Genomic DNA, 18,726 nt, shown 5'->3' with positions numbered 1-18,726 from the left:
CGGCGCGGCACTGTACCCTGGAAAACATGATCGATCTGCGATTGCTCCGTGAGAACCCCGAACGCGTGCGCGAGGCCCAGAAAGCGCGACGCCGCGACCCCAAAACCGTCGATGCCGTGCTCGAAGCCGACCAGGCCTGGCGCGAGGCCACGCAGTCTTTCGAGTCGCTGCGTGCCGAACAGAAAACCTTCGGCAAGAAGGTCGCTCAGGCCAAGGGCGAGGAGAAGCAGGCCCTCGTCGCGGAAGCGAAGGAGCTGAGCCAGAAGGTTAAGGACCTCGAGCAGCGCGCGAGTGAAGCGGAAGAGGCGCGTGAAAAGGCGCTGCGCGCGATCCCCAATATCGCGGAAGGTGCCCCAGAAGGGCTCGAAGAGGACTTTGAGGTCCGCGAAACCCACGGGGAGATCCCGACCTTCGACTTCGACGTGCGCGACCACCTCGACATCGCCGAAAAACTCAGGGCGATCGACATGCAGCGCGGCGCGAAGGTTTCCGGCTCGCGTTTCTACTTCCTCACCGGGGTGGGCGCGCAGCTTGAGCTCGCGATTCTCAACGCCGCACTCGACAAGGCAACTCGCGCGGGCTTCACGCCCGTCATCACGCCCACCCTCGTTCTTCCTGAAACGATGGATGGCACCGGCTTCCTCGGCGAACACGCCGACGAGGTCTACCACCTCGACAAGGACGACGACCTCTACCTCGTTGGCACGAGCGAGGTCGCACTCGCGGGCTATCACCGCGACGAAGTTCTCGACCTCGACAATGGGCCCCTGCGCTACGCCGGGTGGAGCGCGTGCTACCGCCGCGAAGCTGGGAGCTATGGCAAGGACACGCGCGGCATCATCCGCGTCCACCAGTTCCACAAGGTCGAGATGTTCTCGTACTGCAAGCTCGAGGACTCCTACGAGGAACACGAGAGGCTCCTCGACATGGAGCGCGAGATGATGGACCTCATCGACGTGCCCTACCGCGTGATCGACACCGCCGCGGGCGATCTCGGTACATCCGCCGCCCGCAAGTTTGACTGCGAGGCGTGGGTGCCGAGCCAGAACACGTACCGCGAGCTCACGTCCACGTCGAACTGCACGCAGTTCCAGGCGCGCCGCCTCAACATCCGCGAGCGAGTGGACGGGGCGCTGCGCCCGGTCGCAACCCTCAACGGCACTCTTGGCACGACCCGCTTCATCGTCGCGCTGCTCGAGAATCACCAGCAGGCCAACGGCAGCGTCGTGGTTCCCGAGGGGCTGCGTCCCTACCTTGGTGGCCGCGAAATCTTCGAGGTTCGATGAGTCCCGCGCGTAGCACCAAGGGCTTTGACGAGGCGCACCTTCGCGCTCTGCTCGAGCCTCTCGCGGGGCACCGAGCCCTGATTGGCCTCGACGTGGACGGCACCCTCGTTGACCACGCCGGCATCATGGACCCGCGGGTGAAGAAGGCGCTTCACGCGGTGCGCGAGGCCGGCCACCACATCGTGATCGCGACGGGCCGCTCGCTCAACACGACCCTCCCGATCGTGCGTGTGGCGGGCGTGTCAGACGGTTGGTCGGTGAGCGCGAACGGTGCCGTGACCACGAAAATTACCGGGGCCGGCGACGACGACTACGAGATTGTCGAGACCGTTACTTTTGACCCCGAGCCCGCGCTACGCGCTATGTATCAGGCCGTCCCCACGGCGCGATTCGCGATTGAGAGGGCGAGCGGTGGCTTCATAGGGACCGAAAGCTTCGACGATCTCGACTTCGGCATCCAAGCGGAACCGGCGAGTATCGAGGAGCTTTTCGGGGCGAAAGAGGTCGTGCGCGTCGTCGTGACAGCACCCGATATTCCCCTCGATGAGTTCGCGCGGATCGTCGAGCGCGCCGGCGTGAGCGGCTGTGAATACGCCGTGGGCTGGTCGAGCTGGCTCGACATGTCAGCGCCCGGCACGACGAAGGCCAGTGCGCTTGAAGCGTTGCGCGAGCGCCTTGGCGTGGATCCCGAGCACACCGTGACAGTTGGGGATGGCTCGAACGATGTGGAAATGCTCGACTGGGCAGCCGTCGGCGTGGCAATGGGCCAGGCGAGCGAGCGCGTGAAGTCGTACGCCGACGCCGAGACCCTCAGCATTGACGACCACGGCGCAGAACTAGTGCTGCGCCACCTTCTCTCTGCTGACCCCCGCTAGTTTTCTCCAGCCCGATAGCGCGTCGGGTAGGATGTACGGGCGCCTCGCAAGCGGCGCAAGGAGAGTTGACAGAGCGGCCGAATGTGGCGGTCTTGAAAACCGCTGTGCAGCAACCCTGCACCAAGGGTTCAAATCCCTTACTCTCCGCACTAGAGCACAAGGGCTTGCCGTGTGCTGTTCCCCGTCTTCGACGTGCTGGGCACGCCGGAGGCGGGGTTTTGTATTCTCTGCCGCGTATATACGTACGATCGAGAGAGTCGAGCCCACTAAGGAGACAATCATGAACGTCAAACTCGCTCCGGGCGATAAGGCCCCCGACTTCGACCTCCCGCTCGCCGGCGGTGGTCGAATCACACTCGCTGACCTTGCCGGCGAGAGTGCTCTCATCTGGTTTTACCCTGCCGCCGGAACCTCGCTGTGCACGCGTCAGGCGCGCGACCTTCGAGATCATGCCGAAGAACTCACTGCGAATGGTGCGCGTATTCTCGGCATTTCCCCCGACCCGATTGAGAAGGTGGAGGAATTCGTGGAAAAAGAAAATCTTTCTTTTGCGATGGCCGCAGATGAGGACCATGCCGTCATGGAGGCGTACGGCGCTTGGGGCGAAAAGAATATGTACGGCGTGAAAAAGATGGGCGTGATCCGCTCGAGCTTCGTCATCGATGCTCATGGCGTGCTCACCGCAGTGAAGTATCGCGTTGGCACCCCGAAACACGTGGAGTTTGTGCGCAATGCTCTGAACCTCGATGCGCAAATGTGACGGCTCTCCATAAAGCTGAGAATGCACGGAAATAGGGGATGCTAGGTTTGTCCGCGTTCCTTTGTGGATCTCGAGAGCGTCACGAATGTGGACCTCAAGGGCTCTGCGAGGGGCGAGACTCATGGGCCGCTGGCCCTGACCAACACGAAAGGTTGACGATGTCTACTTTCATGCGTAAGAACCGTTCGATCTCCATCATCGCCGCTGCCGGCGTGCTCGCTTTCGGCCTCGCGGGCTGTGGCGCCTCCAACGACGCGAAGAAGGATGATTCCGCTTCGAAGGAGACCACGACCGCTTCAGAGACCAAGGAAGACTCGACGTCGAGCGAGAGCTCAGCCTCGGCCTCGGATTCGGGCGAGAGCACGGATTCCGGCAGCGGCGTTGTCACGGGAGACGACGTCGCTTCGAGCGTTCACGGGACGCCCGTAGAGCTTGACGAAACCCCCTTCACGGAAGAAGACAAGAAGAAGGGCGCACAGGTCGTGGCCGACTTCTTCACCAGTTCGCTCGATAAGAAGTTCGAAGATGCGTGCACGAACATGGTGGCGAGGAACGGGGGCGCCTACGAGCGCATGGATACCCCTGAGATCCGCGAACAGTGCGCTGCTCAGAACGAGCGAGTCCTCTCCAGCCAGGGCATCACCGAGGATCAGGCTGAGCAGATTAAGCAGGTGATGAAGCCCGAAAACCTTGAGATCCAGCCGAACGAGGACGGTACTGCCAAGGTTTTGTTCCAGGGCCAGGATCTCGGCATCTCGCTCCTCAAGGTGAAGGGCGCGGGTCCGCTCGTCGACATGAGGAATCTGTCTTCCTGATTCTCTCCATGGTTCGGGTCGGTCACCCGTGCTGAGGTGAGAGAAGAGTCAAGCCTGGGTGGCTCGGTAGTGTCGTCTACCGAGCCACCTTCGCTTTTTAACGGCGACAGTTCGAAATGTGGGAGTGGTCGTTGTCTTCTCGCAAGAGGTTGCGCAGGCTGAAAATACTGTGTGTGTCTCTCGAGGAAGATGCAGAAACGGGCGTTACCTTGGTCGCATCATAGGTGTGGGAAGCGCACTCACAGACGCACCGGAAGAAAGGCGATCATGTCCGCAACACTACGCACCGCTCGTGCACTCTACGCCGCCGCAGCCGCGGGATTGCTTATTTTGGGTGCCGCCGGTTGCGGTGCCGTCAATGAAACAAAGAAAGAATCCGCGTCTGCATCGCCGTCCGCAGAAACCTCGTCGCCAGCGCCTACGACATCGGCTAGTGAATTCCCCGAGCCAACTGAAAAACCGGCGACCCAGGGTGGTACGGAAAACCCGACGACCCAGGGTGGCACGGACTCGAAACCCGCACCTCCCAGTGACGGCGGTGGAGTCGCTCCGGGCTCAGGCACCGGCGGGATTGGGAGTGGTGGCCTTGCAGGTCTAGGCGAGCCTGTCGAGATTGATCCCACGCCCCTCACCGATCAGGAAAAGGAGCAGGGGAAACAGATGATGGCCGACCTTCTCGTGGCAATCACCACGGGTGGGGATTTCAGTTCGCTCTGCGACACCACCGTATTCAAGGAGCCTGACGGATCGATGCGTCGCATGGATACTACTCCCGAGTTGCGCGAGAAGTGTGTTCAAGCCATGGACAGTTTTTCGGGTCAGAACCAAGGTGGTAGCGGCGTGACCGAGGAACAAGCCAGATCGATGTTTGATCCTGCCACTTATGAGCTAAAAGATAACGGTGATGGCACCTTTGCCCTGACAATGGCTGGCCAACCCCTCGGTTTCAACATTCTGAAGATTAAGGATGGCGGCGTTCGCCTCGCAGTTGCCCAGTAGTAGTTTTGCGCGGTGAGCTCGACGAAATAGTAGCGAAGGAGAACCAGATGAGAGTTGCGAATCGTATTTCTCGAACCATCGCAGTAGCAGTCGCGACTAGCGCACTGGCCGCAAGCGTCGCGTCGTGCGGAGCTCTGAATGAAGAGGGGAGAGAAGAAAAGGGGGCGAGCGAGCCCTCAGCCTCGTCGAGCGCCCCTGGGCATGATGAAAGTCCGTCAGCGACACCAGCCAGCCCCTCGGTGTCCAACGGGGGTGAGAATCCGGGTGCGAATGACCCCGGAGCCGCTACTCCCGATGCTCAGCAGCCGCCTGTGGATCCGGGAGGGAACCAAACGCCGGCGGCACCCGGAGGGAACCAATCTCAACCGAGCCCCGGGGGTACCGGAGGTATCGACTCGTTCGAGGACATCCCCGAGAGTGCTAAGGCGAAATTGGATCCCACACCACTCACGCAAGAAGAGATGCAGCGTGGCCTGCAGCTTCCGCAGGAGATGATGACCAAAATGGTAGCGGGGGATGCTGCCGGAGTCTGCGACATGATGGTGCTGAGTAAGGATGGCACTCTTGTGCGATTCGATGTGCCGGAGCTCCGGGAGCAATGTGCCGCTCAGCTTCAAACCGGCATAGATTCCTCCTCTATGAAGAGCATGACGCCGGAACAGGTGAAAGAAGCTTCTGACCCGAAGCACTTCGAGCTTCACGATAATGGGGACGGCACAGCTACCTTCGCACGCGACGGCAAGCCGAGCCCAACGAAGCTTGCCCGGCTTGACGACGGCAGCCTTCGCCTTTTGGTCGATAATTTCTAGCTCGTTCCTCTCTGTTTCGGGAGCTGCTGGCTCTCGAAACAGACTCCTTTTAGAGCGGGAAATGGCAAAACCAAGCGACTTAATCCATATGAAAGGTTGACGATGTTTGCTCTTCCTTGCAAGATCCGTTCGCTGTGCACGATTGCCGCCGCTGGCGCGCTTATTCTTGGTCTTGCAGGCTGTGGCGATACCAAGGAGCCGGGAGCGAGCGATCCAACCTCGGAAGCAATAACGTCTCCGGCCGAAACCACCGCAGAGACGACGCCCACGCATAATGATGCCGCCTCCGACGGGGGTGGCGCGGGTCCCACCACACTCGAGCGGAGCGACTCAACAACCGAGCCTGACGAGGACGAGTCGCCTGGCGGCGGTGAGGTACATCCGGACGATGAACAGCCAACGGCGGATGAAGTTGGACCCCTCGAGAACCTTCCCGCGAGCGCCAAGGCCATGGTTGATCCCACGCCCCTCACCGAGGATGAGTTAAAACGCGGTCGCGACCTTCCCGCCGAGCTCGTGCGTCGTGTCCTCGACGGCAAGTATGAAGAGGCTTGCGGGTTGCTCGTTGCGGAGGAGGGAGGCAAGATGTTGCGCCTTGATGCTCCAGAACTACAGAAGGCTTGCATACTGCCTCTCAGGGAGAGCGTGGAAGGGCCTCAGGGTGACAGGGAAAGTGCAGAGGAAGCGCTTGGGGAAGCCAGCCCAGAGCGTATGACTCTCCGCGACGGGCACGACGGGACAGCCGAATTTCTTGTGGATGGAAGTCCCATAGGTATGACGCTTGTGAGGCTCGATGACGGCAGTCTGCGCTTGGTTGCCAGGGGCCTGCTGTAACTCGCGTCGACTTTGCGCAATTCACGTGACCGGCCAATTGGCGGTGATGTTGAAGATTCGAAGTCCTCAAACCCCACACCGCCACGGAGGCGCATTCATGAATCTCATCCGCACACGACGCCCCCTTGCCGTTTTTTTCGCGGCGACTCTCACGGCAGCCAGCCTCGCCGGGTGCGGGGCCCTCACTTCCTCCAAAGAAGTTGCCTGAACTCCATTTTCCCAGGCCAGGACACGTTTTGCCACAACTCGCACCAACTTAGACTTACAGTGTGTAAGACTATGACGGGGTAGGAAGACTTCGCCCCCAACACAGCCCCAACACACAGGACAAACACAAGTGGCACAACGCAGACGCAAAGGAACAGGCAGTCTCTACGAAATAACAGACTGGACAGGAAACAGAAAGTGGAGAGCTGAAGAAGGAATAACAGACGCACAAGGCAAAAAAGTCCGAGTCACAGGAACAGGACAAAGCCCCGAAGAAGCCTGGCAAAGACTCGCACTCAACAAAGCCAAACGAATGAGCGGACTTCACACACTCCACATACAACACGAACAACAAAAACGCACATACACGCCAAAAGACAGAAAACGCCACGAAACGCCCCGCAAATACTGGCACTTCGCAGAATACGCACGCCACTGGAACTTAACACGCGAAATAACAGCACGCACAAGAAGAAACGACGCAGACATACTCGAAAAATACATACTCCCCGCAATAGGCCCCACTCCACTCGAAAAACTCACACGCAACAAAGTCTTCGAGAGCTGGGCAAAAATAGAAGAGGCAACACGAGACACACACGCCAACAGACAACGCGCTTACTCCATATGGCGCGCAGCAATGAACAAAGCCGAAAAACAAGGCCTCATACAACGAAACTTCCTCACAGACATAGACGCGCCACGAGCAAAGGCCGGAATTCCCGTCGAAACAATGGGGCTAATGATTAAAAAGACACTGGCGCTCAACGGCTACTTAACACGCACAGACAAAACAACAGGAAAAGCCCGAAAAGACACAATGAAAATGTACTGGGCAAGACTAATGCTCGCACAACAAGGACTAAGGCCAACAGAAGCCCTAGGACTCACGTGGGACAAAGTACAACTCACAAAAGGAACACGCAACAGCCCCCCACACATAGTCGTTTCCCAAATACTCGAATACAGCGCCGAAACACAACAATGGGAAATACGGCCAGGCACAAAAACACGCAACACACGAATAGTCGCACTCAACAACGACACACTAGAAGCACTCAAAGCCTGGAAAAAAGAACAAGACAAACTACGCAAAAAAAACACGTGGAAAACAGGACAAGACGACGGCGCAACACGCTCAAACTTAGTCCTCACACACGACGACGGAAGTCCAATTTCCTACTGGACAGACAACGACAAATTCAAAGCACTACTGAGAGAACAACAAGAAAACGTCAAAGACAACGCCAAAAAATACGTATTCTCAATAGGAAAACTCCGAGCAGTAAGCGCCACAATAGTTCTCGACGCAGGAGCAAGCCCCCTACTCGTCGCAAAAACGTGGGGACACAGCCTAGAAGTACAGCAGCAGTACTACTACTCAGGACAACTCCAAGCACAAGTCCCCGAACTCGCAAAAGCACACGGACAATTCGGCATACAACACGTGAAAGAGACAGAGTGAAAAAGAAGGGAAAAAAGCTGAGGAAGCAGGCTGAGAAAGAGGGCTGAGAAGGAAAGTTTTGGAAGGAGCGTCGAGGAAGCGGGCAGCACAAAGCCCCGGAACAAGAAACTAAAAATTCTTCCGGGACAAGATTTCTATAGGTGCTTTTATGGGGAGATGTTTGTTTGTCATAGTTACATTCTAGGAAAACACTCCTCAGACAAAAAACAGGAACAAGAACTTTTTACTAGGCGAGTGTTCAAAGCCCGCGCTAGGAGTTGCTACGTTCGGCACACACACAAGAACACAGGGGAACACGAACAGGAACGAGGAACGTTAGGCAGAGAAGTAACGTTCGACGGCAAAGAGCTTCGTTTATTGTTTCGTTCGCTTCGCTCATTAGCTTTCTTTGCTTCCAGAGTTTTTTGACGTGAAATTTCCGCTTGATGTTTTCTCATTCGTTGTACCGTGCTTCGAGTTAGTGATGAAATCATAAGTTCCACACCACTAGCAGAGCGGGTACAACGAAACTTCTCCCACGCCTCTTGCTTCGACAGGACATTGTGCCTAATGAGTTCGTTCGTTACTCTCACGCGCTCAGTCACAAAACGGGCAGCAACACTACGCGAACACTTCTCGCCCTCACGCTGAACTTTCTTCGTTTCCTCAGTACTCCAAACATTCTTTGACGTAGAAAGAAAAACTCTCCCCCCATTAAGTTCTACGTGAGAAGAACGCGAATTTTTAAAACGCTTAATGAGATACGCAGGGTTAATGTATTCGTGGGAGTTTTGTGCTTTCGTATTTCGTGTTTGAGCGTGAGAGTAGGGGAAGTTTTCTTTGAGAGCTGAGAGAAAACGTGAGGACAGTTTCGTAGTGTGCGACAGGAGCAAATGAACGTGGAGCGTCTTTTGCTTAGCAGTTTCCTTAGAGTTGTGTGTTTTGTGCGGCTCAACTGTAGCGACGTAAGCAAAAGTCTTTGAATTCACGTGTTTTCTTAGGAGCTTCACAACGTCCTGGACAACTTCACGCGCTTCATTAGTTGAGTCAGCAGCGTGAGAAACAGTGACAAGAGTAGAAAAACGCCTGGAAAAAACAAAATTCTCAAGCGCACGACAAGCTTCCAAATACAAAGAGCGACGGCAATACACGTTCTCACAGGAAACTTTTCGGCAACGAACAATGTAGTTTTCAACAAGAACTTCGCCGTTCTCGTCAAACGTAGTGCCAACTAAGTGGCCGTCTCTTCGTGTTGTGTTGAATAAAAAAGTTGTTGTCATAAGGTGCTCTCTATGTTGTAATTTTTGTGGGCAGCCCAAAATATCGGAATAAAAAAGGCCCCCCGGAGAACACCAAAATTCGGGGGGCCTTAATTGAGCCTTACGACTCGCCCAAAAAACTACAGAAACATAATATCAAGTTTTTCAGTTTTTTGCTTCCGCAGACAAAAATGGGCAAAAAAAAATTCCCCCCGACAATGAACTAGAAACGGGGGGAATTCTTGAGCCTTACGACTCTAGCTAAATTCAAAGCCATAATATCAAGTTTTTGGAAATTTTACGCACATACGAGAAACAGCCAAGAAAAAGCCCCTCTCACGAACACAACAACACAAGAGGGGCCAACAACACGGAGAAAACTTCACGCAGGCAGAAATATCGAAAGACTCCGGGAAAACTCAGGGATAAAACTCCGGGAAAAATCAGGGTATATCGCTCAAAAGATCCGGGAAAAATCCGGGTATTTTCCAAAACAGACGATACAAACAGTCACAACAACAAACACCCACACACAAACTACAGCCACACATAAGCACGCTGACAACACGCGAAGCGAAGACGAAACGACGTGCCAGCGAAGACGCGGAGGCGCAGCGAAGACGACGAACGCCACGAGGCTACGAGGCTACGAGGCAGACACTAAGTTCCCGCGAAGTTGCTTCCAAAATTTTCATAGGGCAGCCCTCCACTCACTTCATTCCAACACATTCCCATTCCTCAATTTTGCCTCCGAACAATTTTCGCCCTATGAAAAGGCGGCCAGTAAATTCCAGGGCGCTTCCAAAAGAAAAAAGGTTAAGACGTTTCTACTTTTTTTAAGGGAAAAGTAGAAACTAACAGAACTAAGCCTTCCCTATGCCAACGCCTATGCGAAACTATGCGAAACTACGGCACTCGCCTATGCGCACAAAAACAAACTCCACACACGAACACACACGCAGACTGAGCAACAGACACACAGGCAGCGACAAAAACATAAGCGCAGGCAGAGGCAACACGCACGCCAAAACTTCCGATATTAGAAACATAGACGTTCGCGTAGCACAACGACTGCGAACACTAACAGCGCAAAAAACATAGGCGCAAACATACAACAACGTAGAGGAGAAAAAATGGCTAACAAAATTCACGCAGGACACGCACTTATGACGGCGTTCCTCGCAAAATTCCCAGGAGCAGACGCAGAAGCACTAAGTTACTTGCTCGTTACAGAAGCAAACAACTTTGGAGTACAAGAAGGGCAACTCATTTCCAACAGAACAGCAGAACGCAAACTTCAAAGCCTAAGACAACTCGGCGCTATACAAGCCTACAAACACAGAATTACAGCACGTCAACAGTTCGGCGCAACAGACTTCGGCCACGAACTCGCAACAATGTATGACTACGACATTCAAAACTGGCGAAAACTCAACGGAATTTCCATTTCCAGACTTGAACACTACAGAGCTATTGCCCTCACAGCAGCACGGCTCATTTCCCCAGTACAGAACGAACTACGCGAAAAACTAGGACTTGCGCAGCCACTTCCACTAGAGCGCGTCATTAGCGAGTACGAAATTAGCTCAGCATACACAGCAAAAGACAAGCTGGCAAAGCGGCTAAAAATGGAAGGCAAAGACGGCGCTACATTCCCCGAGTACAGAGCAAAACGTTACGTCAAACTGGACAGAGAATGCCGAGACGGAAAACGCGAAAGACACACGCTCAGCAGGGACTTTCCCGAACTTTGGACAATTGCTTTCCCAGACGCTAAAGCACGCGACGTGAAGTTTGTACAAGTTCCAGACTTAGCAATTCGACGCGACGACGCACAACTACGAAACGAAACATCTCCCAAAGGAAAAAACATTGCCATTGAGGTAGAACTTTCCCCAAAGAGACACGAGGAATACGTCAAAATTCTCAAGACATACGCAGAAGAATTTCAGTACGGAACAGCCTACGAAAGAGTGCTGTACGTAGTTGGCAACAAGCAAGTCGAACGCGCACTAAAAACAGCAGACGAAAAAATTGGACTAGAAGCAAGTGGCAGGCTCATTCTTCACAGGCTACTAGACAAACAAGGGAACACAGTCAATACGCACAAGAAAGTTGTTGTGAAAGCAGCTAAAGAAGCAGCCCCCACAGTACAAGAAGTGAGCGAACAACAGCACAGCAAGGAAACGCGACGTTCAACAACTACACGCAAAGCCACACAATACGACGAAGAAGGCGCAGACTACTTCGACATTATTGACAGACAAATGGCAGAAACAAACAGAGCACGAAACACACGCAACTAACAAACAAAACGGAGAAAAGAATTATGACACAATTACTTGGCGCAGCGCTAAACAAGGCGCTCGAAATACTCGGAACACTATTCACGGCAATTACAGGACAGGCAGAAATTGGCACAGGAACAGTTGTCATTGTTTGTACCGTACTCGTCGCCCTATTACTGTACGCACTGGTCGGTTTCAGGCTGACACGGGTAGCACTCAATTGCGCATTCAGAAAAATGCCGCTCACGCTACACGACGAACTCACAGCACTACTCAGCCACGGGCAGCTAGTCGAAATGTACGCGCCACAACGGCAATATGTACGACAACTAGAGGAAGACGAACGCCAAAAATACAAACTCGCGTTCCTTTCCCCCTACAAAAGAGCTGTAAAAGCGGCCTACAAACGCAAAGGAAAAATTGGACGCTCAGAAGACTTCGACGCAGCGAGACAAGTGCGAGACGCAGCGCAATACGTTCATATACGAGAGCTTACGAAAGGAGAAAAACTAGCGTTCGGAATTCAAGAACGCCCACACACGCAAACACGCAAACAACGACTTTTGAGTGTGTTGAAAAGGCAAAGTCCCAACGACGCATTCGCAGTGGAACTAGACTTCGCAGGACACTCAGAAGAAGACATTGAAAAACTCGAAGGAGCGCTCAAAACGCAACTTCGACTAAGAGAATTTATTAAGAAAGCAACAGACTCACTTACAACAGTGACATATATAGGAGCTAGATTAAAAATGACAGATTCATTAGTAGATAAAAAGCCAGGCAAGGAATTCTTCGAGGCAAACGAAGCAACAACTCCCGCGAAACTTCCCCTCGCAACAGACGTGGAAGACAACGTTTGGAGTTTGCCCACACAGCACACGTTCATTTACGGACAAACAGGCTCAGGCAAAAGCGGCCCCCTATACGGCGTCATTCGGCAACTCGCAAAATTCCAAGACGAAGGAAGAGTCAAAATGTGGGGAATTGACACAAAAGCCGCAGACATTGAATTCTTCTCAGGCACAACACTCTTCGAGAACATTGCCACAGACGCAGAAGGCGCAGTTTGGACGATTAACAAAGTACGCGCCGAAATGGAAAAACGCGCACAGTCAATGAAAGTCAATTACGACAACAAAGAGACTGGCACAAACTGTAAGCCAACACGGAAAACGCCCTGGAACTTCCTCATTATTGACGAGCTATTCTCAGCAAAGAAAGACTTGCTCGAACTAGGAAAGCCAGGAAAGTCCGCTTGGAACAACTTACTTCAAATTGCCGCGAAGGGCAGGGCACTCGGCTTCTACATTGTCGCAGCCTCACAATTCGCAGACAAAAACAACATTGACGACTTACGCGCAAACATTGTCAATTGGATTATTCTCAGACAAGACAACGCCTACTTCAACGACTTATTCCTAGGCGAAGGCGCACGAGAAAACGGCTATGACTCAACACTCATTCCACGCTCAACGCCTTCCAACGGCTACAAGTACTCGGGAATTGGCTTCGTTCGAGAAGAAACAGGAACGCCAAAGAAAATTCGTTTCGCATACTTAAGCGAAGACGACTTATTCGAGTTCGCCAAACAGTACAGGAAAGAAAACGACGCATACTCAGAACTCGCAAGTGACTACGACTTAGACGACTGGGAAGAATAAACACATTCTGCCACTGAGCAAAAGTCACAATGGCAAAGTCAAAGTTCAAACAACACAACACAAAGCCCGTGACGTGAGAAACACACAAAAATCTCACGAAACGGGCTAAATTTACGCCTAGACAACAACAAAAAACGTTGTACCCACTTTAAAAACGAAAAAATCTAAGTGGATACAACGTCTTACAACTTCACAAGGCTAAATTTGGCAGCTTCACGAGGCAAAAATTACACACGTTCAGACTTCCAATTCTCATAGCCACGCAGCTTCACTTTATGCTTCTTCAACACATTGTAAATAGGAGTCCGAGACTTAAACGGCGAGTCCTTCACAATACGAGAAACAGTCACGCCGTCATTATAGCGCCGCACAATTTCCAATTCCTCAGCCTCAGAAATAACAGGGGACTTCCTATACTTTCCAGACGCAACAGCAGCCGCACGAGCTTCCGCTTGACGCTCCAACATAATAGAACGCTCAAACTCCGCAATAATAGCAAACACTTGGAGCATAAGTTTGTCTGTAGCGCTCATTTCTTCGTCCGGCGCAATTCTCAAACGCTCCTTCTCCAAATACAACGTTGCCTTCTTCTCGCGAATAACGTCACAGATTTTCAGCAAATGCCCCACGTCACGAGAAAGTCTGTCAATGCTCAAACAATACACTTCGTCTCCAGCGCGCAATTTGTCCAACATACGCGCTAGTTCAGTACGTTTCTCAATAGGCGCACGAGCAGAAACTTTCTCTTCAAACACTTCCTCACACTTCTCAGCAATAACACGCTGCCTGTCTAATTCTTGACGCGCAGTAGAAACACGCAAATACGCAAACTTCATTTTTCCTTCACTCCCAAAAACTCGTCAAACACAGACACTTTCTAGTTGTCTTCACGAGCAAATATCACTGAAACGACAAAAATGTACAAGACAAAGACGAAAACACAAGAAAACAAGGAACGAAAAAGATGTTCAAACAAAGCAAGGCAAAAACAAGTGAAAACACACAGGAAAATTCAAGGCGCGCGAGAGAGGAAGGAAGCACAACGAACAGAGAACGCGCAGAACGGACAGGAAGGCCACAGAGACGTTCAAAGACATTCAAGCGAGTGAGAGGACACAGAACGAACGAAAACGCGGGAGAAGGCCACACAGGACGTTCCAGACACACAAGAGGAAGAGAGAGAACGCGCAAAACGGACAGAAAGGCCACAGAGACGTTCAAAGACATTCAAGCGAGTGAGAGGACACAGAACGAACGAAAACGCGGGAGAAGGCCACACAGGACGTTCCAGACACACAAGAGGAGGAGAGAGAACACGCAGAACACTCCAGACACACACGAGAGGAGACATCGAGCACGCGCAACATAGCCTTACAATAGACTTACAGCGCAAAACACGCCCCAGCAACGCCACGACCAGGCAAAACGTAGAAAAACAGCTTCCTCCAAAGATGAGGGCAACCCGTCGAATTCCGCAACTGCGTCAAGCGCGCAACCGTCGGACTCCGCGAGCCCCGCACCCACAACCGCACCGTTGCCCGGTCCAACAACTTCGGCACCGGCGCCCGCGAACCCCGGCACGAGCGGTGGCCCGGCACCCCAGCCGGGGACTCCCACCACCGCTCCGCCTGCCCCGGAGCCGACCACAGCCCCTCCGAATCCGGCGCCCGCGCCCGGACCGGCGCCTGCTCCGGGGCCGCAGGATCCGAGCGGCGGTGGGGGAGCGACCCTCAAGCCAAGCCGAACCCCCCTTCACTGAGGAGGAAAAGCTTGAGGCGATGGAGGTCACCGCCAAGTACATTCAGGCTCGTCTGGACTCGAACTGGCTTGCCGCATGTGAACTCGCGGCCGCCGAGTCCAACGGCGCCTACTTTGTGCTCGAAAACCAGGTGGAGAAGGATGCGTGCGTGAGGGCGGCGAGCCAGCAGGCTGCTCCGGTGGACCCCAATAGGGCGAACGCTGTGCGCGAGGCGCTCAACGGTGCCGCCTTCACAGTCGAGGAACGTGGCGACGGTACAGCCGCCGTCAAGAGCGAAGAACTCGGTATGGGCTTCAACGTCGTCAAGCTTGAAGGCAAGGGTATTTACATCAAACCTTGAGGATGACGCCGGCGCAATGTGGGACGCGCCGCGAAAGATTTGAGCAGCACGAGGAAGTTCGGTAGGCTGACTCAGCGCCATGCGCGCAAGGAGACGTGGCAGAGTGGCCGAATGCGCTCCCCTGCTAAGGGAGTAGGCGGTGTAGAGCCGCCTCGGAGGTTCAAATCCTCTCGTCTCCGCAGATAGGATGTTCCCCCGCCCGCTTTAACGCGGGTGGGGGAATCTCTTTTAACCTTTGCCGCGTTAATTTTCCATGTGGCGTCGCACAGGTAACGAACGCGTTGGAGTGCCTCGTACCACTCGCTGCAATGCGTGGCGGATGCGGTTCAACCCCTGGATGCAGGTGGGACGCGTGTGGGAGTAGACTGGCCCCGGCTCATTCGGCGCTGATGGGGGACCGCGAGCGCCACGCCGGTGTTTTCGGTTCGCCACGGGTGCCACCCGCTTCCAAACGAGAGGTTTCAGGTGCGCGAACAGCACGACGATAGCCTTCACAACGTGCCCACGTTGACGGCCGAATTCCCGGTGGTGGGCGATGACCCGCTTATCGACGCCCCCTTGCGCGCGACCGTGCGTCGGCTTTCCACGCTCCTCGGTGAAACGCTCGCCGACCAGCACGGGCAAGAACTGCTCGACCTGGTTGAGGAGGTGCGTCAGCTTGCGAAGCAATCGAAGCAGTCGAAATCGGCCGAGGATACGATGCGCGTGCAGCGCCGCCTCGCGGAACTGCCGATCGAGCAGGCGACAGAGCTCACGCGTGCGTTCACCCAGTACTTCCTGCTTGCGAACGCCGCTGAGCAAACGTATCGCGTGCGCGCGCTCCAGGTGCAGGACGAAAACGACTCATGGATCCCCCGCACGGTGAAGTCCATCGCGGAAGAGGCCGGGGTGGAGGAGCTTCAGCGCACGGTTGACGAACTCGATGTGCGCCTCGTGTTCACGGCCCATCCCACGGAGGCCTCGCGCCGCGCGGTTCTCACGAAGCTGCGCCGCGTCTCGACTCTCCTCGAGACGGATACCGAGGAAGGTTCGCGCGCCCGTAAGAAACAAGATCGCGACCTTGCGGAAACAATCGAAGCGCTCTGGCAGACCGACGAGCTGCGCCGCACGCAACCAACCCCGCAGGATGAAGCGCGCAACGCAATCTTCTACTTGCGCTCGCTCTACCTCCACACGCTCCCCGAGGTTCTCGACGCGTTGCGCCACGAGCTTCGCGACTACGGCGCTGATCTTCCCGTGCGGAAGGTTCCGCTTCGCTTTGGTTCGTGGATCGGCGGTGACCGCGACGGCAACCCATACGTGACGGCAGACGTGACCCGCGAGGTGCTCAAACTTCAGGCCGATGCCGCGATCGATATCGCAGAGGCGTTCCTCGACACGCTCACTCTCGAGCTGTCGATGAGCTCGACTCTGATCGGTGAGGATGAGCAGTTCAACGAGAGCCTAAAGAAGGATCAAGAAGCTCTCACGTTCGTGCCCGAAAAGCAGTTTGAGCTGTTCGCCCACGAGCCGTATCGCCTCAAACTCTTTTCCATGCGTGCAAAGCTCGCGGCGACACGCACACGCATCCACAGCGGTGAAGCGCACAAGCCCGGCGTCGACTATCTCACCGGCGCTGAACTCCAGGACGATTTCGAAGAACTGCGCGATTCGCTCCGCAAGCACCGCGGTGATCTCATGGCTGACGGTTCGGTTGCCCTCGTGCAGTCTGTTCTCGCTGGCAGCGGCCTTAACCTCGCGATTATGGACGTACGCGAACACGCCGAGAAGCACCACGACCTGCTCGCGGAAATGTTTGACCGGGTAGGCGAGCTCGATAAGGCGTACGGGGAGCTCACGCGTGAAGAGCGCACGACGGTGCTCTCCTCCGAGCTTGCATCGAAGCGACCACTCGCGAGCGCGCAGCTACTCGGCGAGGAATCCCCCCTCGATCCCTCGGTGCAGAACACGTTTAGCGTCTTCCGCGAAATCCGCACCGCGCACCGCACGTACGGGCCGGATGTCATCCAGACCTATATCGTTTCGATGACCCGCGGCGCCGACGACATCCTTGCCGTGGCACTGCTCGCGCGCGAGGCAGGCCTCGTGGACCTTGCGGGTGACGAACCCCGCGCAGACATCGGCTTTAGCCCGCTGCTCGAAACCGTCGAAGAGCTTCGCCACGCGGGCGAGATCCTCGATGAACTCCTCAGTGACCCGAGTTATCGCGAAATCGTGCGCCTTCGCGGCGATCGCCACGAGATCATGCTCGGCTACTCCGATTCGAACAAGGAATCGGGCGTCATTACGAGCCAGTGGGAGATTCACCAGGCTCAGCGACGCCTGCGCGACGTTGCCGCCAAACACAACGTGACGCTGCGTCTGTTCCACGGTCGCGGAGGTAGCGTCGGCCGCGGCGGCGGTCCCACCTACGATGCGATTCTCGCGCAGCCCTACGGCGTTCTCGAGGGCGAAATCAAGTTCACCGAACAGGGCGAGGTCATCTCCGATAAGTACATGCTGCCCGTGCTCGCACGCGAAAACCTCGATCTTTCGCTTGCAGCCGTCATGCAGGGCTCGGCCCTGCACCGAAAGCCCCGCACGAGCCCGGAAGATCTGGAGCGCTTCGGCACCGTCATGGAAAACCTTTCCGACGCCTCCTTCGCGCGCTATCGCACCCTCATTGACGATCCTGACCTGCCCGAATACTTTGTGGCGTCCACGCCCGTGGAGCAGCTCGGTGACCTGAAGATCGGCTCGCGCCCCTCGAAGCGAACGACGAGTGAGAAGGGCCTCGATGGTCTGCGCGCAATCCCGTGGGTTTTCGGCTGGACGCAGTCGCGGCAGATCGTCCCCGGCTGGTTCGGTGCGGGCTCGGGCCTCAAGGCCGCTCGTGAGGCGGGCTACGAGGACGACCTCAAGGAAATGTACGAGAACTGGCATTTCTTCCGGACCGTGATCTCGAACGTGGAGATGACGCTCGCGAAGACTGACATGGGCATCGCTTCGCACTACGTGCACTCGCTCGTGCCGACGCGACTGTGGCACCTGTTCGAGACGATCCGTGAAGAGTATGAACTGACGGTCGCCGAGATCGAACGCTTGACGGGGGTGCTCGACCTTCTCGATAACTCGCCGGTGCTCAAGAGGACTCTCGAGGTGCGCGACCGCTACCTCGATCCAATCAGCTACATGCAGGTGGCGATGCTCCAGCGCGTGCGCGACGCTCACACGCGCGGGATTGAGATCAGCGAAGCTGAAAAGCGTGCGCTGCTGACGACCATCAACGGCGTCGCCGCAGGCATGAAGAACACCGGCTGATCTCGGTTTCTCGGTAGCAAAGACGAAGGCCCGGCTCCTCGATGTGAGGGAACCGGGCCTTCACCTTTAGCGTGCGAGGAACGCGCCGTT

The 18,726-nt window shown here is 55.2% G+C and carries 14 protein-coding genes and 2 tRNA genes; 15 read left to right on the top strand and 1 reads right to left on the bottom strand.

The window, feature by feature from the left end:
* Positions 1-26: 26 nt before the first annotated feature.
* From serS to HMPREF3176_RS09940, 12 genes are all read left to right on the top strand, one after another.
* Entirely contained in the window at positions 27-1,286 is a 1,260-nt protein-coding gene (gene serS, locus HMPREF3176_RS00810; protein WP_070435744.1) for a serine--tRNA ligase, read from the top strand.
* Complete coding sequence (locus HMPREF3176_RS00805) at positions 1,283-2,161, top strand: HAD-IIB family hydrolase (protein WP_016663369.1); 879 nt, start codon at positions 1,283-1,285, stop codon at positions 2,159-2,161. The genes serS and HMPREF3176_RS00805 overlap by 4 nt, the downstream gene beginning before the upstream one ends.
* 59 nt (positions 2,162-2,220) lie before the next feature.
* A tRNA-Ser gene (locus HMPREF3176_RS00800) sits at positions 2,221-2,308 on the top strand.
* Positions 2,309-2,441: 133 nt separating this feature from the next.
* Positions 2,442-2,921 carry a peroxiredoxin gene (locus HMPREF3176_RS00795; protein WP_070457438.1) on the top strand — a complete coding sequence of 160 codons (480 nt, stop codon included), beginning with the start codon at positions 2,442-2,444 and terminating at the stop codon, positions 2,919-2,921.
* A 158-nt stretch (positions 2,922-3,079) separates the two neighbouring features.
* Positions 3,080-3,736, top strand: a complete 657-nt coding sequence (locus HMPREF3176_RS00790) for a hypothetical protein (RefSeq protein ID WP_016663367.1) — start codon at positions 3,080-3,082, stop codon at positions 3,734-3,736.
* Positions 3,737-4,003: 267 nt separating this feature from the next.
* Entirely contained in the window at positions 4,004-4,735 is a 732-nt protein-coding gene (locus tag HMPREF3176_RS10170; protein ID WP_141740619.1) for a hypothetical protein, read from the top strand.
* 431 nt (positions 4,736-5,166) lie between these two features.
* A complete protein-coding gene (locus HMPREF3176_RS00780; RefSeq protein ID WP_141740620.1) occupies positions 5,167-5,544 on the top strand; it encodes a hypothetical protein in 378 nt (125 codons plus the stop codon).
* A gap of 102 nt (positions 5,545-5,646) precedes the next feature.
* On the top strand, positions 5,647-6,378 hold the full coding sequence (locus HMPREF3176_RS00775) for a hypothetical protein (protein ID WP_034371002.1): 732 nt from the start codon (positions 5,647-5,649) through the stop codon (positions 6,376-6,378).
* Between the two features lie 337 nt (positions 6,379-6,715).
* Positions 6,716-8,050 (top strand): tyrosine-type recombinase/integrase, encoded by a 1,335-nt coding sequence (locus HMPREF3176_RS09945; protein WP_141742311.1) that lies wholly within the window; start codon positions 6,716-6,718, stop codon positions 8,048-8,050.
* A gap of 1,480 nt (positions 8,051-9,530) precedes the next feature.
* The gene (locus HMPREF3176_RS10165) at positions 9,531-10,139 is read left to right on the top strand and encodes a hypothetical protein (RefSeq protein WP_141742310.1); all 609 of its coding nucleotides are present in this window, start codon (positions 9,531-9,533) and stop codon (positions 10,137-10,139) included.
* Between the two features lie 282 nt (positions 10,140-10,421).
* The gene (locus tag HMPREF3176_RS10160; protein WP_141742309.1) at positions 10,422-11,594 is read left to right on the top strand and encodes a hypothetical protein; all 1,173 of its coding nucleotides are present in this window, start codon (positions 10,422-10,424) and stop codon (positions 11,592-11,594) included.
* 23 nt (positions 11,595-11,617) lie between these two features.
* Complete coding sequence (locus HMPREF3176_RS09940; protein ID WP_083286150.1) at positions 11,618-13,237, top strand: FtsK/SpoIIIE domain-containing protein; 1,620 nt, start codon at positions 11,618-11,620, stop codon at positions 13,235-13,237.
* Between the two features lie 227 nt (positions 13,238-13,464).
* On the opposite strand, the gene HMPREF3176_RS00765 is transcribed toward HMPREF3176_RS09940, so the two are convergent.
* A complete protein-coding gene (locus HMPREF3176_RS00765) occupies positions 13,465-14,073 on the bottom strand; it encodes a recombinase family protein (RefSeq protein WP_070457434.1) in 609 nt (202 codons plus the stop codon).
* 942 nt (positions 14,074-15,015) lie between these two features.
* Here HMPREF3176_RS00765 and HMPREF3176_RS00760 point away from each other — a divergent pair.
* The 3 genes from HMPREF3176_RS00760 (at position 15,016) to ppc (ending at position 18,636) form a co-directional block, all read left to right on the top strand.
* Complete coding sequence (locus HMPREF3176_RS00760) at positions 15,016-15,336, top strand: hypothetical protein (RefSeq protein WP_141742307.1); 321 nt, start codon at positions 15,016-15,018, stop codon at positions 15,334-15,336.
* A gap of 89 nt (positions 15,337-15,425) precedes the next feature.
* Positions 15,426-15,515, top strand: a tRNA-Ser gene (locus tag HMPREF3176_RS00755).
* A 319-nt stretch (positions 15,516-15,834) separates the two neighbouring features.
* On the top strand, positions 15,835-18,636 hold the full coding sequence (ppc, locus tag HMPREF3176_RS00750; protein ID WP_070457582.1) for a phosphoenolpyruvate carboxylase: 2,802 nt from the start codon (positions 15,835-15,837) through the stop codon (positions 18,634-18,636).
* Positions 18,637-18,726 lie beyond the last annotated feature (90 nt).

Source organism: Dermabacter sp. HMSC08H10 (assembly GCF_001807585.1).
Classification (GTDB): domain Bacteria; phylum Actinomycetota; class Actinomycetes; order Actinomycetales; family Dermabacteraceae; genus Dermabacter; species Dermabacter hominis.
The sequence above is the reverse complement of the archived record's forward strand: the minus strand, read 5'-3'. Positions and strand labels throughout refer to the sequence as shown.